This is a genomic window from Pectobacterium sp. CHL-2024 (assembly GCF_044751765.1).
GTDB classification, from domain to species: Bacteria; Pseudomonadota; Gammaproteobacteria; order Enterobacterales; family Enterobacteriaceae; genus Pectobacterium; species Pectobacterium brasiliense.
This window is the reverse complement of sequence record NZ_JBIXKO010000003.1, coordinates 317491-343417: the sequence shown is the minus strand read 5'-3', so window position 1 is coordinate 343417 and position 25927 is coordinate 317491. Positions and strand designations below refer to the sequence as shown.

Here is a 25927-nt window from a genome sequence, read left to right as displayed (position 1 = left end):
TGATATAACTCTTACTTCACCTGACGCTTCTGGTACGCGCCAGCGGCTTTCACAAAGCCGGCAAACAGGGGATGTCCATCTCGCGGCGTTGACGTGAATTCCGGGTGGAATTGACAGGCAACGAACCAGGGATGATCGGGTAATTCAACAATCTCCACCAGTTTGCGGTCGGCGGAAAGACCAGCAACCCGTAATCCCGCCGCTTCAATCTGTTTCAACAGCATGTTGTTAACTTCATAACGATGACGGTGACGTTCGATAATCGTCTGCTCACCGTACATCTGACGCACCAGACTGCCTTCGGTCAGATGGCATTGCTGCCCGCCAACGCGCATGGTGCCGCCCAGATCGCTAGCTTCATCACGGACTTCAACATTGCCATTCTCATCACGCCATTCGGTGATCAGCGCAACCACCGGATACTTACAGTCTGGCATAAACTCCGTTGAGTTTGCGCCTTCCATTCCGGCAACGTTACGGGCAAATTCCATTAATGCGACCTGCATCCCCAGGCAAATGCCCAGATAAGGGATATTGTTCTCACGGGCGTAGCGCGCCGACATGATTTTCCCTTCGACACCACGATAGCCAAAACCGCCTGGAATCAGGATCGCGTCTAAATCTTTCAATACGTCGACACCACGGGTTTCAACATCCTGTGAGTCGATCAGCTTGATATTCACCGTCAGACGGTTCTTCAACCCGCCGTGTTTCAGCGCTTCAATCACGGATTTGTAGGCATCCGGCAGCGCAACATATTTGCCGACCATACCGATAGTGACTTCACCGCCCGGATTCGCTTCTTCATACACAACCTGTTCCCATTCTGACAGGTTCGCTTCAGGGCAGTTCAAGCTGAATCGTTTACAAATATAATCGTCCAGCCCCTGTGATTTCAATAGCGACGGGATTTTATAAATCGAATCAATGTCTTTAAGGGAGATTACTGCTTTTTCTGGCACATTACAGAATAAAGCAATTTTTGCACGCTCGTTGGCCGGCACGGTGCGGTCGGAACGGCAAATCAGCACGTCGGGCTGAATACCGATGGAAAGCAGTTCTTTAACGGAGTGCTGCGTCGGCTTGGTTTTCACTTCGCCCGCCGCCGCCAGATACGGCACCAGCGTCAGGTGCATAAACAGCGTGTGTTCGCGGCCCACTTGCACCGCCATCTGCCGAATCGCTTCAAGGAACGGCAAAGATTCGATATCGCCGACGGTACCGCCGATTTCGACCAGAACGACATCGTGGCCTTCGCCACCTTCAATGATGCGCTCTTTAATCGCGTTGGTGATATGTGGAATCACCTGAATAGTCGCGCCCAGATAGTCACCACGACGCTCTTTGCGCAGGACATCAGAGTAGATACGGCCAGTGGTGAAGTTGTTGCGGCGCGACATTTTAGTGCGGATGAAACGCTCGTAGTGACCCAAGTCCAGATCGGTTTCGGCGCCGTCTTCGGTGACAAACACTTCACCGTGCTGCGTCGGGCTCATCGTGCCCGGATCCACGTTGATGTACGGGTCCAGTTTCATGATGGTAACGTTGAGGCCACGGGCTTCAAGAATAGCCGCCAGAGAGGCTGCGGCAATGCCTTTACCCAGAGAGGAAACGACCCCGCCGGTCACAAAAATATAATTAGTTGTCATGCTGAACCTGAGAGTTTAGGTTTAAAGACGATGGAGGTACCAAGACGGGAAAGTAGTATACCTGAACCTGATGAACGCCACAAATGTTCGTTTTACACAATGTGGCGATTCCAACACACTCTAAGGCGAGATAAAACCGCCCTTATCGCAACCAATAATTACCTTTAATAACAATACAATAAACGCATTAAAATCGATAAAAATACGGTTTGTGATTAAAAATGGATTAATGGCCTATTTCCTGTTTTTTCACCTGCTGCCACGCGGCTTCCATTTCATCCAGCGTCGCCTGTTCCAGCGTTTTTCCCGATGCCGTAACGATTTGTTCTACCTCACGAAAACGACGAGTGAACTTGCGATTTGCCGCCTGTAACGCATTCTCAGCCTTGTGCCCCAGGTGACGAGAGAGATTGACTGTGGCGAACAATAAATCACCAATCTCTTCACCTAATTTTTCTTCATCGACAACGGCTTGCCGCGCCTCAAACATCACCTCATCGATCTCTTCATACACTTTGTCGAGCACCGGGCCCAGACTGTCCCAATCGAAGCCCACAGACGCACAACGTTGCTGAATTTTTTGCGCTTTCATCAGGGCAGGCAGCGCATCAGGAATGTCATCCAACGGTGAGTGACGATCTTTCTCCGCACGCTCCTGCGCTTTGGTCTGTTCCCAGTTTGCCAGCACGGCATCGCTGTCCGTCAGCGTCAGGTCGCCGAAAATATGCGGGTGGCGGCGTTCCAATTTGTCGCTGATGGCGTTACACACGTCAGAGAAATCGAACAGGCCCTTTTCCTGCGCCATCTGCGCGTAAAACACCACCTGAAACAGCAAATCCCCTAACTCACCGCGCAAATCATCAAAATCCTGACGGCTGATAGCATCCAGCACTTCATACGTTTCTTCCAGCGTATAGGGCGCGATAGTGTCAAACGTCTGTTTCTTGTCCCACGGGCAGCCGTTTTCAGGATCGCGGAGGGTTTTCATGATGGCGAGCAGGCGCTCGACGGAGGATAGATTCGTCAAAGATACGGTCATAATATTCCTGAAAAAATGTGTATAAAAATAGCAAAACACGGCAGCCAACTTCGGCTAAAAAGCGCCAAGACATCACTATTTTCATTTCAACGGCGTAAAAAATTGTGCTGAGATGCACATGACCGCCGAGTGAGCCGCATGGACGCGGCGAAAGCCTGTGCCGCGTATGGAACGGCTCGACAGCGGACATGTACATCGAGGGAACCGCAACGCGGCACAATTCTCGCCAAAAGCCAGGGTTCTGAGGGATGCGGCACCTGAGCATCCCTCAGTCGGGCGTGGCAATGGTGCCACAAAGAACAATATTGCTAACCACGCACGAAACTTTTCACCACACTCGAACAAGGTTTTCAACTGGCTGATAGTGAAACCATCATTTACGCTCCCTGCTGGCGCCGCGCGTCAATCACATCCGGCAGTTGGTTGAGCTTCGCCAGAATGCGGCTCAGCACCTGCAAGTTGTAGATCTCAATATCCATATCAATCGTTGCCAACTGCTGCTTGGTGTCGCTGCGGCTGGCGACGCCCAGTACATTTACCTTCTCATTAGCCAGAATCGTGGTGATATCCCGCAGCAGGCCGCTACGATCGTTAGCAATCACCCTCACCACCAGCGAATAACCGCTGGAGTAGCTTTCGCCCCATACCGCATCCACAATCCGCTCCGGCGAACTGGCGCGCAGTTCGTCCAGCTGTTCACAGTCGGCACGGTGAATCGAAATGCCCCGTCCGCGCGTGATAAACCCGGTGATCTCATCGCCCGGAATCGGCTGGCAGCAGCGGGCAATGTGGTGCATCAGATTGCCAACACCTTCTACCACCACGCGGCCGTTGTCCTTCGTGTTGCGTGCCGGTGGCTGATGCGATTTTTGCGTCAGCTGGCGCAGCGCTTCACGATCCAGCTCTTCCGCGCTCGGCTGTTTTAACTGCGATTGCAGGAAATTCACCATCTGGTTCAGGCGAACATCACCGCCACCGATAGCAGCCAGTAACTCATCCAGCGAATTCACGTTGTAGCGTGGCAACAGCAGTTTTTCCGCTGCTTTCAGGCTGACACCCAAATGCGCCAGTTCGTCATCCAGGATCTGCCGACCCGCCAGAATGTTCTTGTCGCGATCTTGCTTACGGAACCAGTTCTGAATCTTCGAACGTCCGCGGCTGGTAGTGATATACCCCAGATTCGGGTTCAGCCAGTCACGGCTCGGGTTCGGTTGCTTCTGGGTGATGATTTCAATCTGATCGCCCATTTGCAGTTGGTAGGTAAACGGCACGATACGTCCGCCGATTTTCGCCCCGATGCAGCGGTGCCCGATATCACTGTGGATGTGATAGGCAAAATCCAACGGCGTGGAGCCCGTGGGGAGATCCACCACATCGCCTTTCGGCGTAAAGACATAAACCCGATCGTCAAACACCTGGCTGCGAACTTCGTCCAGTACGTCATTCGAATCCGCCACTTCTTCCTGCCAGGCAAGCAGTTTACGCAGCCAGGCAATGCGGCCTTCGTAGCCGGAACGCCCGCCCACGGAGGTGCCTTCTTTGTATTTCCAATGTGCTGCGACGCCCAGTTCGGCATCTTCATGCATCTGCCGCGTGCGGATCTGAATTTCGAGCGTCTTTCCACCCGGACCTAGCACCACGGTGTGGATGGACTGATAGCCGTTTGGTTTGGGGTTAGCGACGTAGTCGTCAAACTCGTCCGGCAGATGGCGATAGTGGGTATGCACGATACCGAGCGCACCGTAGCAATCCTGCAAGCGTTCAACGACAATACGTACCGCACGCACATCGAACAGCTCATCGAACGACAGCGCTTTCTTCTGCATCTTGCGCCAGATGCTGTAGATATGCTTGGGACGACCGTAGATCTCCGCCTGCACGCCCTCTTCTTTCATCGCGTTGCGCAGCGTTTTAACAAAATCGTCGATGTACTGCGCACGATCGATACGGCGCTCGTGCAGCAGTTTGGCGATTTTTTTATATTCATCAGGATGCAGATAGCGGAAGCAGAAATCCTCCAGCTCCCACTTCAACTGGCCGATACCCAGGCGGTTAGCCAGCGGCGCATAGATATTGGTACACTCTTTGGCCGCCAATACCCGTTCTTCTTCCGGGGCATCCTTCACTTCACGCAGGTGCGCAATCCGCTCCGCGAGCTTGATCACCACGCAGCGGAAATCTTCCACCATCGCCAGCAGCATGCGGCGGATGTTATCGACCTGCTCAGACGCGCCGGAATCATTCTGCGTCGCTTTGAGCTGGCGGATTGCATCCATATCGCGCACGCCATGCACCAAATCAACGATGTTTTTCCCAAACGCGGCTTCCAGCGTCGCCTCATCGACCACGTTCGCATCGGCCAGCGGAAAGAGCAGCGCCGCGCGCATGCTGTCATTGTCCATGCTCAGCGTGGACAGGATTTCCACCATTTCAATACCGCGCCACAGCAGTAGCGACGCATCGGCGTGATCTTGCGTTTGCTGCTCACAGTAACGCCAGGTTTCGGCTAAACGTTCACACGATTGCTGGCTGGAAATACCCAGTGAAGCAATCCACGCGTCAGGGACAAATTCACCTGCCGTATTCAAATGCGCACTTCTTACCGCAACCATAATTTCTCCCTACGTTACCCTTCACCTTGCAAACGACGCTGCTTTGCTGCCTATTACGCCTTTCGCGTGCCGGTATCGTGCAAAAACAGTGCCATCGATTCAAGGTGACCGGTATGTGGAAACATATCCAACATGGCGACATTCGCCAGCCGATAACCAGCGGCCAGTAATACTTTGCTGTCGCGTGCGAGCGTCGTGGCGTTACAGGAGACATACACCACGCGTTTTGGTGCCAGTCTGGTTATCTGCTCCATCACGCCTGCCGCGCCTGCACGTGCCGGATCAAGTAATATCTTATCAAAACCCTGAGCCGCCCACGGCTGCTGCGTAACGTCATCTTCAAGATTTTGGTGAAAAAATGTGACATTGGACAGCCCATTGCGTCGGGCATTCTCGCGTCCTTTCTCAACTAACGCGGTCACACCTTCCACGCCGACGACGCTGGCGGCACGCTGTGCCAGCGGTAGCGTGAAGTTACCCATGCCACAAAACAGATCTAATATTCTATCCTGCGATTGCACATCCAGCCATGCCAGCGCCTGCGCGACCATCTGCTGGTTCACCGCGTCATTGACCTGAATAAAATCGCGCGGGCTAAAGGCCAGCGTCAGCCCGTCAACGTGATAAACCGGTTCTTCGCCCTGTAGACACGTCAGCGAGTCGGCATCCGGTGCCAGATAAACCGAAACACCCTGCTGCTGCGCAAAGTCACGCAGCGCCTGCTGATCCGATGAATGGAGTGGATCAAGGTGCCTCAGCACCAGCAGCGGACCGTTCTCCGCCTGCACCAGCTCCACATGCCCAAGACGCTTCACCGCCTTTAATCGGCTCAAACAATCGCGCAGCGGTTGCAGCAGCGCTTCAAGCTCGGGGCGCAACACCGGACAGGCGTTGATATCCACCAGATCGTGAGAATTTGATTGTCGATAGCCCATCAACAGACGCTGCTCTTTTGCCTGAAAGTATAACGCAAGCCGCGCGCGCCTCCGATAGGCATAAGGTGTGCCGGCGATCAGCGAGGCTTCAGGCAGCTCTGCGCCCGTTTCCCGCGTCATCAGGCGCACCAATGCAGCCGTTTTGCTGCTCTGTTGCAGCGTGATGTCCGCGTGTTGCTGCTGGCAGCCGCCACAGCGGGTAAAATGCGGACACGGCGGCGTAACGCGCTGCGGGCTAGGCGTAAGAAGGCGTTTAAGTTTTGCATGTGAAAACTGACGCTTCTCTTCCGTCAACTGAACGTCGGCCTGCTCTCCCGGCAGTACCCCCGTGACAAACACCGTCTTGCCGTCGTGACGCGCCACCCCCTGCCCAAACGGATCAAGCGACGTGACCGTAACAGTGAGGTTCTTAGCAGGAATCGCTTTCCGGGTCGTCACACGCCGGTTTGGAGAGTAGAATTGCGCCATAATGTACTATCGATTGATCTCTTAAGTTGAACGGCTGTACCCAAATACCTGTCATACTTCAAGCTGCATGTGCGTTGGCTTTCCTCGCTCACCCCAGTCACTTACCTGAGTAAGCTCCTGAGGATTCACTGTGTCGCCGCCTTCCTGCAACTCGAATTATTTAAGGTATAACTAAATTAAATAATAGGGTGCCTCGCATCCCCTAATTCTCCCACATTGGAACCCCATGACCAAATACAGTCTTCGTGCACGGATGTTGATACTGATTTTGGCACCGACATTGATGATCGGGCTGCTGCTCAGTTCGTTCTTCGTCATTCATCGTTACAATCAGTTGCAGTCGCAGCTGGCCGATTCGGGCACCAGTATCATTGAGCCGCTGGCGACCATCAGCGCTTACGCCATTACCCATCGCCAGATGGACACGATTCCAGCGTTAATCAATACGCTTCATCGCCGTCACTCCGCGATTATTCGCACCATTAGCGTGTTCGATGCGCGTAATCAGCTTCTGGCGACCACCAACGTACGCAACAACGTGACATTGCAGCCGCTCAGCGGCGATGCGCTTGCACACAATAAACTGCACCTGCACCACACGAATGACGCGCTGATTCTGCACATGCCGATCGTCAATGACAGCGAATTCATGCCGGGCGGGACAACACCGGTGCTGCCCGGTACCGCTACACCTCTCGGCTATCTGGTGATCGAGCTGGATACCAACACCATTCGGCTTCAGCAGTATCAGGAAATCTTCATCGCCGCGCTCCTGCTGCTGCTCTCTTTGGGTGCTGCCGTCATCTTTGCCTATCGCCTGATGCGGGATGTCACCACCCCGATTCGTAATATGGTGGATACCGTTGACCGCATTCGCCGTGGGCAGTTGGATAGCCGGGTCGAAGGTTACATGCTCGGCGAACTGGATATGCTGAAAAACGGCATCAACTCGATGGCGATGTCACTGACCGCCTACCACGAAGAGATGCAGCAAAATATCGATCAGGCGACCTACGATCTGCGGGAAACGCTGGAGCAGATGGAGATCCAGAACGTCGAGCTGGATCTGGCCAAAAAGCGCGCGCAGGAAGCGGCACGCATCAAATCAGAGTTTCTGGCAAATATGTCGCACGAACTGAGAACGCCACTGAATGGCGTGATCGGTTTCACCCGCCAGACGTTGAAGACGCCGCTGAACACCACACAGACGGACTATCTGCTCACCATCGAACGGTCCGCCAATAACCTGCTGAATATTATTAATGATGTGCTGGATTTCTCGAAGCTGGAGGCCGGAAAGCTGGTGCTGGAAGATATTCCGTTCTCGCTGCACAGCACGCTGGACGACGTTGTGATGCTTCTGGCGCACACGGCACATGAAAAAGGGTTGGAGCTAACGCTCAGTATTCAGAATGACGTGCCCGAACAGTTTGTCGGCGATCCGCTGCGCATACAGCAAATCATCACCAACCTGCTGGGCAATGCGATCAAATTCACCGAACAGGGCAACATCGATATTCGGGTGGAGAAGCGTCGACAGGAATCTCATCAGGTGCAGCTAGAAGTGCAAATACGCGATACCGGCATCGGTATTGCCGAGTTGCAGCAATCTCAGCTGTTCCAGGCGTTCCGTCAGGCCGACACCAGTATTTCGCGCCGTCATGGCGGTACGGGGCTTGGGCTGGTCATCACCCAGCGTCTGGTCAAAGAGATGGGTGGCGATATCAGTTTCCAGAGCCAGCTCAACAAGGGATCGACCTTCTGGTTCCATATCACGCTGCCGCTCAACCCGCACACCATGCCGACCGAACCGGCCTACACGATGCTGCAAGGCAAACATCTGGCCTACGTTGAGTACCATCCCATCGCCGCGCAGGCCACGCTGGATATCCTGAGCCAGACGCCGCTTATCGTGAGCTACAGCCCGACGTTTGAGCAACTGCCGGAAGGGGAATTCGATATCCTGCTGCTCGGTATTCCCGTGCAATATCGCAACACCCTGCTCGACTACACGCCCAGATTGCGCGATATCTGCCGCCGTTCGCCCTGTGTGATTCTGGCGCTGCCCAGCCTCGCGCAAATGGATGCCGAGCAGTTGAAAACCTTCGGCGTACATGCCTGCCTGAGCAAGCCGCTCGCCGCGTCACGCCTGCTGCCGCTGTTACAGGACAGCACGCTGTTCCAGCTCTCTTTTCTGCCGGACGATGCCGCATCGCACCAGGGTATCGTACGCCATCCCGCCCGTTTGCCGCTGAGCGTGATGGCGGTGGATGACAATCCCGCTAATCTGAAACTGATCGGCACGCTGCTGGAAGAGCAGGTCGAGACTATTATCCTGTGTGAAAACGGACAAGATGCGATTGCACAGGCGCAGCTGCATCAGTTCGACGTTATCCTCATGGATATTCAGATGCCGGGTATGGACGGCATTTGCGCCAGCGAGCTGATCCGTCAGATCCCTCACCATGCCACCACGCCGATTATCGCGGTGACGGCACAAACCATGACCGGTGAACGCGAGCACCTGCTGCGTTCGGGTATGGATGACTATCTGGCTAAACCGATAGATGAACAGATGCTGAAAAGCGTGCTGACACGTCATGCACGGCAAGATCCGTTGAAGCGCAATCGGGCCGATATGGCGGGATTACTGAACGAGCACGACGATAGTCAGCTATCACTCGACTGGGCGCTGGCGCAGCAACAGGCGGCAAACAAACCAGAGTTAGCACGTGATCTGCTGCAAATGCTATTGGATTTCTTGCCGGAGGTTCAGCGGAAGATAGAAAACGTGCTGAAGGGCCAGACGGATGATGACATCATCGAGCTGGTTCATAAACTGCACGGCAGTTGCAGCTACAGCGGCGTTCCACGCCTGCAACGCATCTGCCGCTATCTGGAACAACAGCTGCGTAAAGGCATTCACGCCAGCGATCTGGAACCCGAATGGCTGGAGCTACTGGACGAAATCGACAACGTCAACAAAGCCGCCCAACCGCATATCAAATCGATGCATTCGTAATGATGAACGTATGGTCATGAATGCGCAAAAAGCAGGCGTCCGCAATACGCCTGCCTTTTACTGACGAACAACAAAACTATCGAATCAATACGGCTCAACGCGATACCGACTGCGCCAGTCGGATCGTGGCAGCGATATTACGTGCAGTCATTCTCACATTCTCTGCCGCATTATCCAGCGCTTCTTCGAGTGAGCAGATGTTGTAAAGCACGCTGAATACGGCATCCAGGCCATGTTCATGCACCACGGCGACATCTGCCGTCAGGCTGCCGGCAATGCCAATCACCGGTTTATTATACTGTTTGGCAACCCGCGCCACGCCAATCGGCACTTTGCCGTGGATTGTCTGACTGTCGATGCGCCCTTCCCCGGTAATCACCAGCGTGGCGTCTCGTACCAGTTCATCCAGCCCTAACGCTTCCGTGACAATCTCAATGCCCTGACGCAGCTCGGCACCGCAAAAGGCCTGTAGCGCCGCCCCCATACCGCCTGCCGCCCCCGCACCGGGAACGTGTTCCACGTCCATATCCAGGTCGTGCCGAATCACCGCCGCATAATGCTTCAGCGCATTATCCAGCTGTTCAATCATCTCTGCCGTTGCCCCTTTCTGAGGGCCAAAAATCGCCGACGCACCCTGTTTCCCCGTCAACGGGTTGGTCACATCGCAGGCCACTTCAAAGCGACAATTTTTAATACGCTCATCCAGCTCGCTGATATCGATGCGTTCAAGTTTGTCGAGTTCACCACCGCCAAAACCAATCTGTTCGCCCTGCTTATCCAGCAACTTCGCGCCCAGCGCCTGTACCATGCCCGACCCGCCGTCATTGGTTGCGCTCCCGCCAATTCCGATGATGCAGTGCCGAACACCGTGATCCAACGCGCAGCGAATCAACTCGCCCGTGCCATAGCTGGTGGTTTTTAGCGGATTACGCAGTTGCGAAGGCACACGTTCCAGACCGCTTGCCGCCGCCATCTCAATAAAAGCCGTTTTTTCATCGCCAGACAGGCCAAAGAACGCATCGATGTTATCGCCTAACGGCCCTGTCACCTTAACATTCACAATCTTGCCATCGGTCGCAGCGACCATGGCTTCAACGGTGCCTTCCCCACCATCTGCAACAGGCAATTTGACATAGCAGGCATCGGGAAATATTTCACGAAATCCCTTTTCAATCTGCGTAGCAACATCTTGTGCAGACAGGCTTTCTTTATAAGAATCCGGTGCGATCACTATTTTCATAAACGATCCGATTTCATCAACGTTCCGATTGCATCAATAATCCGCGCGCTCATGAAACGGCGCTTATACCTGCCAACGTTCAGGGCAGCAAATCCTGAAACCCAGGAGGTAGATCAGAGTGATTATCTGCCAGTCGGCTGGCATCCTGTGCCAGCCTCGTGACTATCGCTTCACGGCTTATCGCGTAACTTCAACTTTGGCCAGCTTCTCGTAGTAGCACGCCAGCGCACTGTGGTCGGCCGATCCCAGATCGTCCGCTTTCAGCGCCTGCATCATTTCCATCACCGCTGCGGTTAACGGCAGTTGTGCACCCACGCCGTGTGAGGTATCCAGCGCGTTCGCCAGATCCTTGATATGCAGATCGATGCGGAAACCCGGCTTAAAGTTACGATCCATCACCATCGGTGCTTTCGCATCCAGCACGGTGCTGCCCGCCAAACCACCGCGGATCGCCTGATAAACCAGATCCGGGTTAACGCCTGCTTTCGTCGCCAGCACCAATGCTTCAGACATGGCGGCAATGTTCAGTGCCACAATCACCTGATTCGCCAGTTTGGTCACGTTACCGGCACCGATATCACCGGTATGTACAACGGAACCCGCCATGGATTTGAGAATCTCAAAGCAGCGGTCAAACTGAGCTTTGTCACCACCAACCATCACGGACAGCGTGCCGTCGATCGCTTTAGGCTCACCGCCACTGACCGGCGCGTCCAGCATCGCGATCTCTTTCGCGGCCAGTGCGGTCGCAATTTCACGGCTGGCAAGCGGGGCGATTGAGCTCATATCCACCACAATGCTTCCGGCACGAGCACCGTCGATGACGCCGTTTTCACCCAGCACCACATCTTTAACGTGTGGAGAGTTAGGCAGCATGGTGATGATGACATCGCACTGTTCTGCAACCTGTTTCGGCGTTGTAGCCGCCGTGGCGCCTGCCGCAACCACTTCCGCGACCGCGTCCAGATTTCGATCCATCACGACTAATGAGTAACCTGCTTTCAGCAGATTTTTACTCATCGGTTTTCCCATGATGCCCAATCCAATAAAACCAATTTTCATCGCCCTAACCTCATTGTCTGATGTAGATATCACTTCAATTCACGATGAACCCGCCTTATGGCGGATCCGATTCGCACGGAATGACTGAATTACTTCTTGTACTTGTCGCTCAGCGCCTGTGTTGCGCTGCGGAACACGCCCAGATCGCTACCGACTGCAACGAAGCTTGCGCCCCATTCCAGATAGCGACGCGCATCGGCTTCAACCGGAGCCAGAATGCCGCATGGCTTGTTATGCGCCGCGGTACGATCGAAGATGTGGCGGATCGCCTTCTGCACGTCAGGATGGTTAGGCTGACCGAGATAGCCCAGCGCCGCAGACAGGTCGCTCGGGCCAACAAATACGCCATCTACGCCGTCAACCGCGATAATCGCATCCAGATTGTCGAGACCGTCCTGACTTTCGATTTGCACCACGACGGTAATGTTGTCGTTAATCTTGGCGAAGTAATCCGGTTCGGTGCCATAGCAGTTGCTACGGTGCGCCACGGAAACCCCACGAATCCCCGCTGGCGGATAACGCGTTGATGCAACCGCACGCGCGGCTTCTTCCGCCGTTTCCACGAAGGGAATCAGGAAGTTATTGAACCCGATATCCAGCAGCCGCTTGATGATGATCGGCTCATTGCACGGCGGACGAACGACGGGCGCGCTGTGGCTGCCTTTCAGCGCCATGAGCTGAGGAATAAACGTCACGATATCGTTAGGCGCATGCTCTCCATCCAGCACCAGCCAGTCGAATCCCGCCAGCCCCAGTACTTCAGTTGAAATCGGGTTGCCCAGCGCACACCAGCAGCCAATCAACGTTTTCCCCTGCAGCAAATCTTGGCGAAAACGGTTAGGTAACAGCGGAGTCTTCATTTTTTATCCTCGGTCATTCCAGCGCCGCTTGCCTGAAGCGGCGCGCTCAAAAAACGGAAAATCAGAACGTTAGCGAACCAGACACGGACGTTTATTATCAAACGTCCACTCAGGAATAAGGTACTGCATTCCCATGGCGTCGTTACGTGCGCCTAATCCCATGTTTTTATACAGTTCGTGTGCTTTCATCACCTGATCCATATCCAGCTCGACGCCCAGACCCGGTTTCTTCGGCACTTCCACCATGCCGCCAACAATCTGCAACGGTTCTTTCGTCAGGCGTTGGTTGCCTTCCTGCCAGATCCAGTGCGTATCAATCGCCGTGATCTTGCCCGGTGCCGCCGCAGCGACCTGAGTAAACATGGCCAGTGAAATATCAAAGTGGTTATTGGAGTGAGAACCCCAGGTTAAGCCCCATTCGTGGCACATCTGCGCCACACGAACGGAACCTTGCATCGTCCAGAAGTGCGGATCGGCTAGCGGGATATCGACCGATTGCAGCGAAATGGTGTGCCCCATCTGCCGCCAGTCGGTGGCGATCATGTTGGTCGCAGTAGGCAGCCCCGTCGCACGGCGGAATTCCGCCATCACTTCACGACCAGAGAAACCTTGTTCCGCGCCGCACGGATCTTCTGCATACGCCAGCACGTTGCGCAGCTGTTTGCCCAGACCGATGGCTTCATCCAGCGACCAGGCACCGTTTGGATCCAGCGTGATGCGCGCTTGTGGGAAGCGTTTTGCCAGCGCGGTAACCGCCTCGGCCTCTTCGCTACCGGCCAATACGCCGCCTTTCAGTTTGAAATCGTTGAAGCCGTATTTTTCGTACGCGGCCTCAGCCAGACGCACAATGGTCTCTGGCGTCAGCGCTTCTTCATGACGCAGACGGTACCAGTCGCATTTCTCATTCGTCTGGCTCTGGTAAGGCAAATCGGTTTTATTACGATCGCCGATGTAGAACAGATAGCCCAGCATCTCGACGGCATCACGCTGTTGACCATCGCCCAGCAGCGAGGCCACGCTGACGTTGAGGAATTGCCCCAGCAGATCGAGCATCGCGGCTTCGATCCCCGTGACGACATGGATGGTGGTGCGCAGATCAAATGTCTGCAAACCTCGCCCGGAAGCATCGCGGTCGGCGAACTGCGCACGTACCGCCGTCATCACGTTTTTGTATTCGCCCAGCGTTTTACCCACCACCAGCGCAGCAGCATCCTCCAGCGTCTGACGGATTTTCTCACCGCCGGGAATTTCGCCAACACCGGTATTCCCGGCGTTATCTTTCAGAATCACAATGTTGCGAGTGAAATAAGGGGCATGTGCGCCACTCAGGTTGAGCAGCATACTGTCGTGACCTGCAACCGGAATAACCTGCATGTGGGTAATCACCGGCGTTGAACTTTGCAATGTCATTTTCTTATCCTTTCTCTCTAATTTTTCACTGTAGGGTTAGCGGCCAAAAACCGGGCGTTTACGGTCAAATTTCCAACCAGGAATCAGATACTGCATGGCAACGGCATCATTACGTGCCCCGCTCGGTAATTTTTTATACAGATCGTGAGCTTTCATGACCTGTTCCATATCCAGCTCAATCCCCAGACCGGGACGATCCGGCACCTTAATTTTACCGTTGACGATTTGCAGCGGCTCTTTGGTCAGATGCTGCCCTTCCTGCCAGATCCAGTGCGTATCGATCGCCGTCGGGTTACCCGGTGCCGCAGCCCCCACGTGCGTGAACATCGCCAGAGAAATATCGAAATGGTTATTGGAATGGCAGCCCCACGTCAGGCCCCACTCATCACACAGTTGGGCGACGCGCACCGCACCGTGCATCGTCCAGAAATGCGGATCGGCCAGCGGAATATCGACCGCCTGTAGCATCACGGCATGGTTCATTTCACGCCAGTTGGTGGCAATCATGTTGGTCGCGACTGGCAGCCCAGTGGCGCGGCGGAATTCCGCCATCACTTCACGACCGGAGAAACCTTGTTCGGCACCGCACGGGTCTTCCGCGTAGGTCAGAATGCCCTTCATGTCTTTGCACAACTCAATCGCTTCATCCAGCAGCCAGGCACCGTTTGGATCGACGGTAATACGCGCATCCGGGAAACGTTTCTTCAGCGCCTTCACGGCATCTATTTCTTGCTCGCCGGGCAACACGCCACCTTTGAGTTTGAAATCTTTGAATCCGTAGCGGTCAGTCGTGGCTTCGGCCAAACGCACAATCGCCTCGCTGTCCATCGCCTGCTGGTGACGCAGGTGATACCACTCGTGCTTGCCTTTCTCACCTGACAAGTAAGGCAGATCTGTCTTCGTGCGGTCGCCGATATAGAACAGATAACCGAGCACGGTGACTTCATCACGCTGTTTACCCGGCCCCAGCAATTCGGCAACGGGGACACCCATAAATTGCCCCAGCAGATCGAGCAGCGCCGCTTCGAGTGCTGCCACCGCATTCACGCGCAGCTCGAACGTCCAGGCACCTTTGCCGAAGGAGTCAAAATCAGAAGATTGGTTGCCGACATGAATGTCATGAACCAGACGGTTCATACGGGCGATTTGTTCGCCTTTTACACGAGGAATGGCTTCAACCAGCGTGTTGTAAATGACCTCACCACCGGGCGCTTCGCCGACACCGGTATGCCCGGCGCTGTCGGTTAAAATGACGAGGTTACGCGTGAAGTAAGCACCATGCGCACCGCCGATGTTCAGCAACATGCTGTCATAGCCCGCAACGGGGATGACTTTCATGTCGGTAATCACAGGCGTCGCTGAAAAGTTTGTCATTACAGGCTCCCGTCACAAATGGAGCGCACAGGATTGACGCTTAGGTTTCCGATGTTTGCCACAACGCAGGGGCGCATTGAAGCGGATGAAAATAATTCAGTCATACAGAAATAAAAAACAGATGGTGCACCAGTAGATGATTTCATGTTGTTTTCCTACTTTATTAGCGCGACCTTGTTTTTACTCTGATTTGAACTGAACACTGCTTGTAGGGTTATCAGAATAAAAACAGGTTATAACTGTCCCGATACCGAAATAAACCAGTCAGGAAAGCGATGTTGTACTCCGTACCGCCTTACCAACCTCAGTAAAAAGTATAAGTTTTCTTATTTCACAACTCATTGGGCAATAGCACAGCATTCCCTGTCGAAATGCAGATTAAATATGTCATTATCACAGGCCAATGGGAGGTGTTTCACGAAAACCGGGCAAAGCAAATTTCCGCCTTATAAACACCGAAATACGTCTTCCCAGCAGCCGATTTCGCAGAGGTAAAACCCGGATTTCCATGAAGTAAATAAACGGCAAATCTATACCCTAAATAATTCGAGTTTCAGGAAGGCGGCAAGAGAATGAGTCCCGATGAGCTTACTCAAGTAAGTGATTCGGGTGAGTGAACGCAGCCAACGCACATGCAACGTGAAGTATGACGGGTATATAGAGAAACGCTGCGCCATCAGTACGATAGCGCAGCGTTTCGTGTTATTGCCTATATTCAGATGAATGCAGTAACGAATGGCCTTAATTCTTAACGAACGGCTTCAATTCGATACGTTTAATATCTTTTACGATGAACAGGTAGCTGAAGATCGCAACCAGCGCATGGATCCCGACATACACCAGCCCCCCGTTGAAGGAACCGGTCATTCCGATGATGTAGCCAATCGCAATCGGCGTCACGATACCAGACGCGTTACCGAACATATTGAACAGCCCGCCGCTCAATCCACTGATTTCTTTCGGTGCGGTATCGGCCATAACTGCCCAGCCCAGCGCACCAATGCCTTTACCGAAGAAGGCTGCGGACATCACCGCAATAACCACCCACTCGGTTTCAACGTAGTTACAAATCACCATCGACATGGAGAGCAACATACCGAGAACGATTGGCGTTTTACGGGCAAAGGTCAGGGAGTTGGTCCGGCGCATCAGGTAATCGGAAATAATGCCGCCCAGAACGCCCCCGACAAAACCGCAGATAGCAGGCACCGAGGCGACAAATCCCGCTTTGAGGATCGACATACCGCGAGCCTGAACCAGATAAAGCGGGAACCAGGTGATGAAGAAGTAAGTCAGTGCGTTAATACAGTATTGACCAATATACACACCCAGCATCATGCGAGACTGCATTAATTGTTTGATCTGATGCCATTTTTCGCCTTTTTCGGTCGTTTTCTTCGTCCCTTTGGCATCCATGTTAATCAGTGCGCCACCGGCTTCGATGTAGTCCAATTCGGCCTGATTCACACCTGGGTGATCTTTCGGATCGTGGATCACTTTCAGCCAGACAAAGCTCAAAATGATACCCAGCCCGCCCATGAACCAGAACACGTGCGCCCAGCCTACCGCCTGCGTCAACCATCCCATGATCGGTGCAAAAATAACCGTGGCAAAATACTGTGCCGAGTTGAATATGGCGACGGCAGTACCACGCTCTTGTGCAGGGAACCAGGCAGCCACAATGCGGCTATTCCCCGGGAAAGAAGGCGATTCACACAGACCAACCATAAAACGCAGGAAGAACAGAGAAATAACGATGCCTGCGCCGCTGAAAATGTCGACAAAACCTTGTAGTAAGGTAAAAAGCGACCAGGTGAAGATACTGTAGAAGTAAACTTTCTTTGAGCCAAAGCGATCGAGCAGCCAGCCTCCGGGTATTTGCCCAATTACATACGCCCAGGAGAACGCTGAGAAGATATAGCCCATCCCCACCGCATCCAAGCCAATCTCTTTGGACATCGCAGAGCCAGCAATAGACAATGTGGCACGGTCGCCATAGTTAAATGACGTGACAATAAACAACATCACGACAATCCAGTAGCGGGCGTTTGTTCTCTTTTGTATCGCGCCAGCTGCTGAGCTTACTGTATTCATGATGAACTCCTGCTTCAATCGCGGTTCGCTCATTCATTCCGAATAACAGATAACGGTGTAGGGTTATCAGAATGAAGATTCAGTGGATAGTTAACTTCCCATTTTTATTTTTTTTGCGAATAGCCAGGCTATATAGCTTCAGAGTAATTAGCTGACATCTTCAACTCGCAGGAACATTATAATTTTTACCCACTGACTGCTCACTAGCTAAAAGCACAACATTAAAAATGTCCTTTTGAATATGTTGGTGCACTTGCACGATATAATGCGAGGTATTTCACGAAAAACACCGCCGTTCTCTTTTTACATTTATACACATTATTGTCATTTCCTCCTGAAAAACCGTGCACAGCCAGAATGTGATCAAACTCACCGAAAATTGGGTCTTCGCCTGATAAATCAGAAACAAAAAGCACTGGCTTAGGTCAATTGCATAATGTACGAGAAGAGAACCTCACGTATACTCGTTAGCGAGCAATGAAATAATAGCGTGATAATAGTTATCACCGCGTTTCTGATAAACCAATAATAAAGGCTTGCATCATGTCAGATAAATCAGAAAGTAATGCTGCACAAGAGCAGCCACTTTATATTAAGGTTCACGATTCTGATAATGTTGCCATTGTTGTTAATAATAATGGCTTACGTGCCGGAACCCGCTTTAACGATGATCTGGAATTAATTGAGCATGTTCCGCAAGGTCATAAAGTGGCCCTTGTGGATATCGCCAAATCAGGCGCCATCATCCGCTATGGTGAAATTATCGGGTATGCGCTGCGTGATATTGCCAAAGGAAGCTGGATCGATGAATCGCTGGTCGAGTTGCCTCAGGCTCCCGCGCTGGAAACCCTACCGCTAGCGACCAAAATCCCCCCCGCACTGCCTGCGCTGGAAGGTTATACCTTTGAAGGTTATCGCAACGCCGACGGCAGCGTAGGCACGAAAAATCTGCTGGGCATCAGCACCAGCGTGCACTGCGTCGCGGGCGTGGTGGACTATGTCGTCAAAATTATCGAGCGCGATTTATTACCGAGATACCCCAATGTGGATGGCGTTGTCGCACTCAACCATCTTTATGGCTGTGGCGTAGCAATCAATGCCCCTGCTGCGGTGGTTCCTATCCGTACCATTCACAATCTGGCGCTGAACCCGAATTTTGGCGGCGAGATACTGGTGGTCGGTCTGGGCTGTGAAAAATTACAGCCGGAACGCCTGCTGGAAGGAACGTCTGACGTACAGGCCATCTCCCTTGACGACACCAGCATTGTCCGCTTGCAGGATGAACACCACGTTGGTTTCAGATCGATGGTGGATGACATTCTGACGATGGCAGACAAACACCTGCAACGGCTGAACAAACGTCAGCGTGAAACCTGCCCGGCTTCTGAGCTGGTTGTCGGCATGCAGTGTGGCGGCAGCGATGCTTTCTCCGGCGTCACCGCGAACCCAGCCGTGGGTTTTGCATCCGATCTGCTGGTACGCTGCGGCGCCACCGTCATGTTCTCCGAAGTGACCGAAGTACGCGACGCCATTCATCTGTTAACGCCACGCGTCATCAATGAAGAAGTCGGTAAACGCCTGCTGGAAGAAATGGCCTGGTACGATAACTACCTCGACAGCGGGCAGACCGATCGTAGCGCTAACCCATCGCCGGGCAACAAAAAAGGTGGCCTCGCGAACGTCGTGGAAAAAGCACTTGGCTCCATCGCCAAATCCGGCACCAGCGCGATTGTCGAAGTCCTGTCCCCCGGACAGCGCCCAACCAAACGCGGGCTGATTTACGCCGCAACGCCGGCCAGCGACTTTGTGTGCGGCACACAGCAACTCGCTTCCGGTATCACCGTGCAGGTCTTCACCACTGGTCGCGGTACCCCCTATGGCCTGCTGGCTGTCCCCGTCATCAAAATGGCGACCCGCACCGCATTGGCAAACCGCTGGCACGACCTGATGGATATTGATGCCGGCACCATTGCTACCGGAGAGGCCACGATCGAAGACGTAGGCTGGCAGCTTTTCCACTTCATTTTGGATATCGCCAGCGGCAAGAAAAAAACCTGGTCCGATCAGTGGGGGCTGCATAATGCACTGGCCGTCTTCAATCCAGCGCCGGTAACCTGATTATCGTTCTCCGCAGGCCAGCGTCATTATCTGGTCTGCGGATAGCGTTATTTGATCTACAATAAATTCAGCGGCAATAAAAATGAAAAAAAGGCCGTAATTAAAAGAATAAACAGCATAGCAGCAACATTTAATTTCATTCACGCAAAGAAAAAATAAAAAAAACTTAACAAGTTATTCTTTTTAGCGTCAAATTCATCGATCCCAAAACACCTATTAAGAATAATCCCTATTTTACTCCCCAGCTATTTTTAATCATTTCTTACCAATTATTTATTGCAAATAAAATGAATCAATTGACAGATAATCGCCCTCATCATAAATTTACGCGTGCTGAAAAAGCGTGCTAACACTGATGAAATATTTGTTACAAAAATATATATCCTAAATAATTCAAGTTTCAGGCAGGCGGCAAGGGCAGGCATCCCGATGAGCTTACTTGAGTAAGTGATTCGGGTGACTGAATGCAGCCAACGCACATGCAACTTGAAGTATGACGGATACAGTTACAAAATCGCCATCACGCACAATATAGGGTAAATAGCCCGCTCATAAATAATGCATAACATTATTTTATATAAATGAGTAAGCCACCCAAAAAATTTCAGCATACCCATTTGAATAACTTGAATATTTACACAGCAATATGCCTGACAGATTTCACGGGACGAACCATTCGGCAGCGACACCGCGTTTCAGCCTCTGTAATAACCAGAGCGTCTGAGGCGAGAAAAGCGGCCAGCGTGTCTGAACCTGGAAACTGAGCGGGATACGTACGCCGGGGTTTCTAATGAGATTAAATACACCTGTTACACAGCAGGAGTATCTGTTAGACATGGACACCATATTGATGTCCACGACAAATATTCACAGCCACATTACCTATGCCAACTCTGCCTTCATTACGGTCAGTGGTTTTTCCGAAGAGCAGCTCATCAACCAGCCTCACAATATTGTGCGCCATCCCGATATGCCCGTTGAAGCCTATGCCGACATGTGGTTTACGCTGAAACAAGGCGATAGCTGGACTGGATTAGTTAAAAATCGTCGCAATAACGGTGACCACTACTGGGTTCGCGCCAACGTTACGCCGGTTTATCAGCAGGAGCAGCTCGCAGGCTATATCTCAGTACGTAACACGCCCAATGCCGAAGAAATCAAGCATGCCGAAACGCTGTATAGCGCCGTGCAGAAAAAACAGGCGGGCAGCCGTAAGTTCTACAAAGGGTTAGTCGTTCGCACCGGACTCTTTTCGCCACTGTCGCTCTTACAGAAATTGTCAGTCCGCTGGCGCTTGCGCCTGGCAGTCTTAACGGTGGGCCTCATTCCCGCACTGCTTGCGTTCAATGGCATGAATCCGCTGTGGCTATTGGCACTGACGCTACTACTCATCGTCATCATGGATCAGTTTCTGCAAAAGCAAATTGCCCAGCCAATCAGGATGATACTGAAGCAGGCTCAGCATGTGGTATCGGGCCGTAAAGTAAAGCATGTCCACCTGAACCGGGTAGACGAAATCGGCTTGCTGCTACGCTCTGTTAACCAGTTTGGCCTGAACCTGCATTCGCTTGTCGACGACGTCAGTACACAGGTAAACGGCATCACCAACGTCAGCCATAAACTGGCGGAAAACAATGCCGACCTGAATACCCGCACGGAAGAGACATCGGCCAATCTGCAACAAACTGCCGCCGCCATTGAAGAAATTACCGTTGCCGTGCAGCAGAGTGCAGAAACAGCAGCACAGGCTACCACCATGGCACAAGCCGCCAGCAGCACCGCGTTTAAAGGTGGCAATATCATGAAGGAAACCATCGGCATGATGGATTCCATCTCCAGCGCCAGCGATAAAATCGTTGATATCATTGGCGTGATAGACAGTATTGCCTTCCAGACCAACATCCTTGCGCTGAATGCGGCCGTTGAAGCCGCTCGTGCGGGCGTACAGGGGCGCGGATTTGCGGTAGTGGCCGCTGAGGTTCGCAATCTGGCACAGCATTCTGCCTCTGCGGCCAAAGAGATTAAAACGTTGATCGACGCCAACGTCGAAAGTGTGAAACAGGGCAGCATAATGGTCGAGAACGCGGGCAAACATATCAGCGACATCGTTGATGAAGTCTTGCAGGTCTCCACTATGATCAAAGAGATCAGCAACGCAACGCATGAGCAAACTTCAGCACTGGGCCTGATCAATACCTCTATTGCACAGATAGAACAAATGACACAGCGCAACACCGATATGGTTACGCACTCAACAGAAGCCGCTGAAGGGCTCAATCTTCAGGCAAGGCGGCTGAATAGCGCGATTAACGTGTACGGTAGTTAACTAACGTCATCTCATCCATTAGGGCAAGGGACTAGAAAAGCCCCCTTGCCCCCCTTTCTTTCCCTCCAGCAAGCACATATCATCCTCGTAGTTTTGTAAATTTTTCGTAAAGAAAAGGGCGGAACTGCCGATAATCACTGCAGAATTGACTTATTTCAGGAGGAAGTGATGGCCAATGATATCAGCCGGATTGTAATGAACACATTTCCAAAAGTAGCAGCGGCTCCCACGGCCGGTAAGCCTGCATCTAATACAGAGAGTAAAGCTGCATCGGCGGGTGAGAGTAAAGCTGCACCAGCTGCCAGCAGTGGTGCTCAGCAAAAGATTGCCGCATTACAAAATCAAATCAAACAGCTGACCAAAAAGCTAAAAGAACTGGGCACAGATGCCGCCAGTGCGCAAAGTGAAGACGAACGCAAACTCATCAAACAGCAGCAGCAAATGATCCAGGCGCAAATCCAGGCGCTCTATGCCGAAATTGCCCGCATCCAAAAAGAAGAAGCGGAAAAGAAAGCGATGGAAGCCGCATCAAAAATGACATCACAACCACCTGAAAATAAAGCCAAAAAAGGCGGTGTTGATATCTACGTCTAACTGCAATATCTGGCGTATTCCCCTCTTTCTTTTTCTCCCTTTCCTGACTGATACAGTTTGTTACATGAGCTGTCAGGAAAGTGAGCATTTCATGTTTCATTGCCAACAATATCCCCTTCGAGAAAGTGCTTAAATTGCCGTTGCACAGGCATGTAGCCCAAGTCATTCGGGTATCAACCCTAAATAATTCGAGTTTCAGGCAGGCGGCAAGCGAGGGAGTCCCGATGAGCTTACATAAGTAAGTGATTCGGGCGACTAAACGCAGCCAACGCACCTGCAACTTGAAGTATGACGGGTACATCGGCATCTTTTCAGGAGGGAAAATGTCAAACACCATCAGCAGTATCAGCGTATCGACAACCACGGCAAGCAGCAGTAAAAGCAGCAACACCTCAGAGCAACAGATTGTGCAGCTCACCAAGCAGGTTCAGGCGCTTACCAAACAGGTGAGTAAACTGACCGAATCGGCCTCCAGCGCAGAAAGCGATGATGAACGTAAACTGATCGAACAACAGCAGCAGGCCATTCAAGCACAGATCCAAGCGTTACAGGCACAAATCGCCCGCTTGCAGAGTGAAAAATCAGAACAGCAGTCTGATTCCACATCTTCGGCTCAAAGTGCTAAACAAGAAGGCGTTAACCGCCCGACAGCAGACAACCAAATTAATATCTACGTCTAGCCTGCGTCAGGGATCGGTAGCCAGTTAACGTGAAAGGTCGCTTCAATGAAGCGACCTTTTTCGTCAGAGGTTACGACAGGAAATGATAATCAGGAACGAGACCGCTTCAGCGGCGTGACCAACCCTTGCAGACCCTCTATCTTGATTGCCAGCGTAATCTGCATCAATTCCCCTAAGCGACCTTTAGGAAATTCATCCTTGCGGGAGAACCACAGCAGGTACTCTTCCGGTAAATCGATCAGCACTCGCCCTTTGTATTTACCAAACGGCATCTGCATCGTGGCAATGTCTATCAGGTCTTCTTTTTCCATCCGTCTACGCCCCCAATAGTCGGATCATTTCCGCCTCATCGATCACTGGGATCCCCAATTCTTGCGCCTTGGCCAGTTTAGAGCCCGCGGCTTCACCAGCAATCACCATATCGGTTTTCTTCGAGACGCTGCCGCTTACTTTCGCCCCTAACGCCGTTAGCCGATCTTTGGCTTCGTCGCGGGACAGAACACTTAGCGATCCAGTCAATACCACCGTTTTCCCCGCAAATGGACTGTCGATCTCTTCAGCATTGACGACCTGAACCTCAGGCCAGTGAATGTTGATACCAGAGGGATCGGTCAATTCTCGGATCACGGTTTGATTGTGCTCTTCCTCAAGGAAATGACGCACGTGCGCGGCGACGACTTTACCGACATCCTGCACTTCCAGCAGCGCCTCTTCATCGGCAGCAAAAAGCGCTTCCAGCGAACCAAAATGCGCAGCCAGATTAGCCGCCGTCGATTCGCCAACGTCACGGATCCCCAACGCATAGAGGAAACGTGCCAGCGTGGTGCTTTTCGCCTTTTCCAGCGCATTGACCAAATTCGTCGCGGATTTCGGCCCCATTCGATCCAGCCCCGTCATGATCCCAGCGCTCAGACGAAACAGATCGGCTGGCGTCTTGACGTACTCTTTTTCCACCAGTTGATCGATGATCTTATCGCCCATGCCTTCCACATCCAATGCGCGACGAGAAACAAAATGCTTCAGTGCCTCTTTGCGCTGGGCACCGCAGATCAGGCCACCGGTACAGCGCGTGACGGCCTCGCCTTCTACGCGTTCAACGTCAGATCCACACACGGGACAGGCCGGAGGGAAAACGATCGGGCGCACCGTCTCTGGCCGCTCAGATTCCACGATACCGACGATCTGCGGGATCACATCCCCCGCTCGACGCACAATAACGCGATCGCCAATCTGCAAACCTAGCCGCTCAATTTCATCGGCATTATGCAGCGTGGCGTTGCTGACGATAACCCCGGCCACGGCGACCGGTTCCAGACGCGCAACCGGCGTAATCGCACCTGTCCGCCCAACCTGAAACTCAACATCGCGCACCCAGGTCAGCTGTTCCTGCGCCGGGAATTTAAAGGCCACCGCCCAGCGAGGCGCACGGGCAACAAACCCTAACCGCTCCTGCAGTTCCAGAGAATCAACTTTGACAACGACGCCGTCGATATCAAAGCCTAACGAGCTGCGGGTTTGCTCAACCTGACGATAAAAATCGAGTACCTCGGCCGGACCGGTACATAGCTTGATTCTGTCGCTCACCGGCAGTCCCCACGCCTTGAACTGCATCAGGCGTTCCCAGTGGCTTGCGGGCAACTCACCACCTTCCAGCAGACCTACGCCATAGCAGAAGAAGGTCAGCGGACGCTTAGCCGTAATACGCGGATCAAGCTGGCGCAGCGATCCGGCGGCAGCGTTACGCGGGTTGGCAAAAACTTTACTCCCCGTACGACGAGCCTCTTCGTTCAGCTTTTCAAAACCGCTGTGCTTCATAAACACTTCGCCGCGTACTTCAACACGACGCGGAATATTGTCACCCTCAAGGCGCAGTGGAATCGCTGCAACGGTACGAATGTTACTGGTGATATTTTCCCCAGTCGTGCCATCCCCGCGCGTAGCCGCCTGTACCAGAACGCCATCTTCATACAACAGGCTGACGGCTAAACCATCCAGTTTCAGCTCGCAGCAGAATGTCAGATCGTCACCGTTTTTCAGCCTGTCGCCAATTCGCTTGCTGAAGGCCAGATAGCTCTCTTCATCAAAGACGTTATCCAGCGATAACATCGGCACTTCATGACGTACCTGCTCAAATGCCGCCAGCGGTGCCGCACCCACGCGCTGCGTGGGAGAATCACTGGTCACCAACTCGGGGTGATCCGCTTCTAACGCTTTCAGTTCCTGCATGAGCTTGTCATATTCGATATCAGGAATTTCGGGCGCATCTTCAACGTGATATTTGTATTCGTGATGGCGTAAGACCCGGCGTAACTCCGCTACCCGCAGTGCGGCCGTATTCACTTCGGCTGGTTCTTTCTTCACTGGTTTCATACCTGTTTTATCTGACGTGTCGCCCTGTCGGCGTCGTGATTGTTATGATTCTCGCCCGTGATCTACCAGAGCGA

General features: G+C 52.7%; 17 protein-coding genes. 5 read left to right on the top strand and 12 right to left on the bottom strand.

Annotation, left to right across the window (positions count from 1 at the left end; genetic code table 11):
• Positions 1–11 precede the first annotated feature (11 nt).
• The 4 genes from pyrG to rlmD form a co-directional block, all read right to left on the bottom strand.
• Complete coding sequence (gene pyrG, locus ACIPUG_RS08250; protein ID WP_014916487.1) at positions 12–1649, bottom strand: glutamine hydrolyzing CTP synthase; 1638 nt, start codon at positions 1647–1649, stop codon at positions 12–14.
• Between the two features lie 226 nt (positions 1650–1875).
• A complete protein-coding gene (gene mazG, locus ACIPUG_RS08245) occupies positions 1876–2688 on the bottom strand; it encodes a nucleoside triphosphate pyrophosphohydrolase (RefSeq protein WP_014916488.1) in 813 nt (270 codons plus the stop codon).
• 377 nt (positions 2689–3065) lie between these two features.
• Positions 3066–5300, bottom strand: coding sequence for a GTP diphosphokinase (relA, locus tag ACIPUG_RS08240; RefSeq protein ID WP_014916489.1), 2235 nt, complete (start codon positions 5298–5300; stop codon positions 3066–3068).
• 53 nt (positions 5301–5353) lie between these two features.
• Entirely contained in the window at positions 5354–6703 is a 1350-nt protein-coding gene (rlmD, locus tag ACIPUG_RS08235; protein ID WP_400338106.1) for a 23S rRNA (uracil(1939)-C(5))-methyltransferase RlmD, read from the bottom strand.
• A 226-nt stretch (positions 6704–6929) separates the two neighbouring features.
• Between rlmD and barA the strand changes: the two genes are divergently transcribed.
• Entirely contained in the window at positions 6930–9725 is a 2796-nt protein-coding gene (gene barA, locus ACIPUG_RS08230) for a two-component sensor histidine kinase BarA (protein ID WP_400338104.1), read from the top strand.
• A gap of 94 nt (positions 9726–9819) precedes the next feature.
• On the opposite strand, the gene ACIPUG_RS08225 is transcribed toward barA, so the two are convergent.
• From ACIPUG_RS08225 to ACIPUG_RS08200, 6 genes are all read right to left on the bottom strand, one after another.
• Complete coding sequence (locus ACIPUG_RS08225; RefSeq protein WP_104212848.1) at positions 9820–10965, bottom strand: glycerate kinase; 1146 nt, start codon at positions 10963–10965, stop codon at positions 9820–9822.
• A 177-nt stretch (positions 10966–11142) separates the two neighbouring features.
• Positions 11143–12057, bottom strand: coding sequence for a 2-hydroxy-3-oxopropionate reductase (gene garR, locus ACIPUG_RS08220; protein ID WP_258070492.1), 915 nt, complete (start codon positions 12055–12057; stop codon positions 11143–11145).
• A 59-nt stretch (positions 12058–12116) separates the two neighbouring features.
• Positions 12117–12887, bottom strand: a complete 771-nt coding sequence (gene garL / locus ACIPUG_RS08215) for a 2-dehydro-3-deoxyglucarate aldolase (protein WP_010309153.1) — start codon at positions 12885–12887, stop codon at positions 12117–12119.
• 69 nt (positions 12888–12956) lie between these two features.
• Complete coding sequence (gene gudD / locus ACIPUG_RS08210; RefSeq protein ID WP_039497744.1) at positions 12957–14297, bottom strand: glucarate dehydratase; 1341 nt, start codon at positions 14295–14297, stop codon at positions 12957–12959.
• Positions 14298–14333: 36 nt separating this feature from the next.
• A complete protein-coding gene (locus ACIPUG_RS08205; protein WP_205544878.1) occupies positions 14334–15671 on the bottom strand; it encodes an enolase C-terminal domain-like protein in 1338 nt (445 codons plus the stop codon).
• Positions 15672–16412: 741 nt separating this feature from the next.
• On the bottom strand, positions 16413–17765 hold the full coding sequence (locus ACIPUG_RS08200) for an MFS transporter (protein WP_039283110.1): 1353 nt from the start codon (positions 17763–17765) through the stop codon (positions 16413–16415).
• A gap of 543 nt (positions 17766–18308) precedes the next feature.
• Between ACIPUG_RS08200 and garD the strand changes: the two genes are divergently transcribed.
• The 4 genes from garD (at position 18309) to ACIPUG_RS08180 (ending at position 23483) form a co-directional block, all read left to right on the top strand.
• Positions 18309–19883 (top strand): galactarate dehydratase, encoded by a 1575-nt coding sequence (garD, locus tag ACIPUG_RS08195; RefSeq protein ID WP_014916496.1) that lies wholly within the window; start codon positions 18309–18311, stop codon positions 19881–19883.
• Between the two features lie 790 nt (positions 19884–20673).
• Positions 20674–22209 (top strand): PAS domain-containing methyl-accepting chemotaxis protein, encoded by a 1536-nt coding sequence (locus ACIPUG_RS08190; protein WP_185893755.1) that lies wholly within the window; start codon positions 20674–20676, stop codon positions 22207–22209.
• 168 nt (positions 22210–22377) lie between these two features.
• Positions 22378–22803, top strand: a complete 426-nt coding sequence (locus tag ACIPUG_RS08185; protein ID WP_039526589.1) for a FlxA-like family protein — start codon at positions 22378–22380, stop codon at positions 22801–22803.
• Positions 22804–23126: 323 nt separating this feature from the next.
• Positions 23127–23483 (top strand): FlxA-like family protein, encoded by a 357-nt coding sequence (locus ACIPUG_RS08180; protein WP_039526591.1) that lies wholly within the window; start codon positions 23127–23129, stop codon positions 23481–23483.
• 89 nt (positions 23484–23572) lie between these two features.
• On the opposite strand, the gene ACIPUG_RS08175 is transcribed toward ACIPUG_RS08180, so the two are convergent.
• Together ACIPUG_RS08175 and ligA are read right to left on the bottom strand one after the other, a co-directional pair.
• The gene (locus ACIPUG_RS08175) at positions 23573–23794 is read right to left on the bottom strand and encodes a DUF3820 family protein (protein WP_039486232.1); all 222 of its coding nucleotides are present in this window, start codon (positions 23792–23794) and stop codon (positions 23573–23575) included.
• A gap of 4 nt (positions 23795–23798) precedes the next feature.
• Positions 23799–25853 (bottom strand): NAD-dependent DNA ligase LigA, encoded by a 2055-nt coding sequence (ligA, locus tag ACIPUG_RS08170; RefSeq protein ID WP_400338103.1) that lies wholly within the window; start codon positions 25851–25853, stop codon positions 23799–23801.
• Between the last annotated feature and the right edge of the window lie 74 nt (positions 25854–25927).

Coding starts and splice junctions, on each gene's coding strand:
- pyrG (WP_014916487.1), bottom strand. CDS start 1,649: ATGACAACTAATTATATTTTTGTGACCGGCGGGGTCGTTTCCTCTCTG.
- mazG (WP_014916488.1), bottom strand. CDS start 2,688: ATGACCGTATCTTTGACGAATCTATCCTCCGTCGAGCGCCTGCTCGCC.
- relA (WP_014916489.1), bottom strand. CDS start 5,300: ATGGTTGCGGTAAGAAGTGCGCATTTGAATACGGCAGGTGAATTTGTC.
- rlmD (WP_400338106.1), bottom strand. CDS start 6,703: ATGGCGCAATTCTACTCTCCAAACCGGCGTGTGACGACCCGGAAAGCG.
- barA (WP_400338104.1), top strand. CDS start 6,930: ATGACCAAATACAGTCTTCGTGCACGGATGTTGATACTGATTTTGGCA.
- ACIPUG_RS08225 (WP_104212848.1), bottom strand. CDS start 10,965: ATGAAAATAGTGATCGCACCGGATTCTTATAAAGAAAGCCTGTCTGCA.
- garL (WP_010309153.1), bottom strand. CDS start 12,887: ATGAAGACTCCGCTGTTACCTAACCGTTTTCGCCAAGATTTGCTGCAG.
- gudD (WP_039497744.1), bottom strand. CDS start 14,297: ATGACATTGCAAAGTTCAACGCCGGTGATTACCCACATGCAGGTTATT.
- ACIPUG_RS08205 (WP_205544878.1), bottom strand. CDS start 15,671: ATGACAAACTTTTCAGCGACGCCTGTGATTACCGACATGAAAGTCATC.
- ACIPUG_RS08200 (WP_039283110.1), bottom strand. CDS start 17,765: ATGAATACAGTAAGCTCAGCAGCTGGCGCGATACAAAAGAGAACAAAC.
- garD (WP_014916496.1), top strand. CDS start 18,309: ATGTCAGATAAATCAGAAAGTAATGCTGCACAAGAGCAGCCACTTTAT.
- ACIPUG_RS08190 (WP_185893755.1), top strand. CDS start 20,674: ATGAGATTAAATACACCTGTTACACAGCAGGAGTATCTGTTAGACATG.
- ACIPUG_RS08185 (WP_039526589.1), top strand. CDS start 22,378: ATGGCCAATGATATCAGCCGGATTGTAATGAACACATTTCCAAAAGTA.
- ACIPUG_RS08180 (WP_039526591.1), top strand. CDS start 23,127: ATGTCAAACACCATCAGCAGTATCAGCGTATCGACAACCACGGCAAGC.
- ACIPUG_RS08175 (WP_039486232.1), bottom strand. CDS start 23,794: ATGGAAAAAGAAGACCTGATAGACATTGCCACGATGCAGATGCCGTTT.
- ligA (WP_400338103.1), bottom strand. CDS start 25,853: ATGAAACCAGTGAAGAAAGAACCAGCCGAAGTGAATACGGCCGCACTG.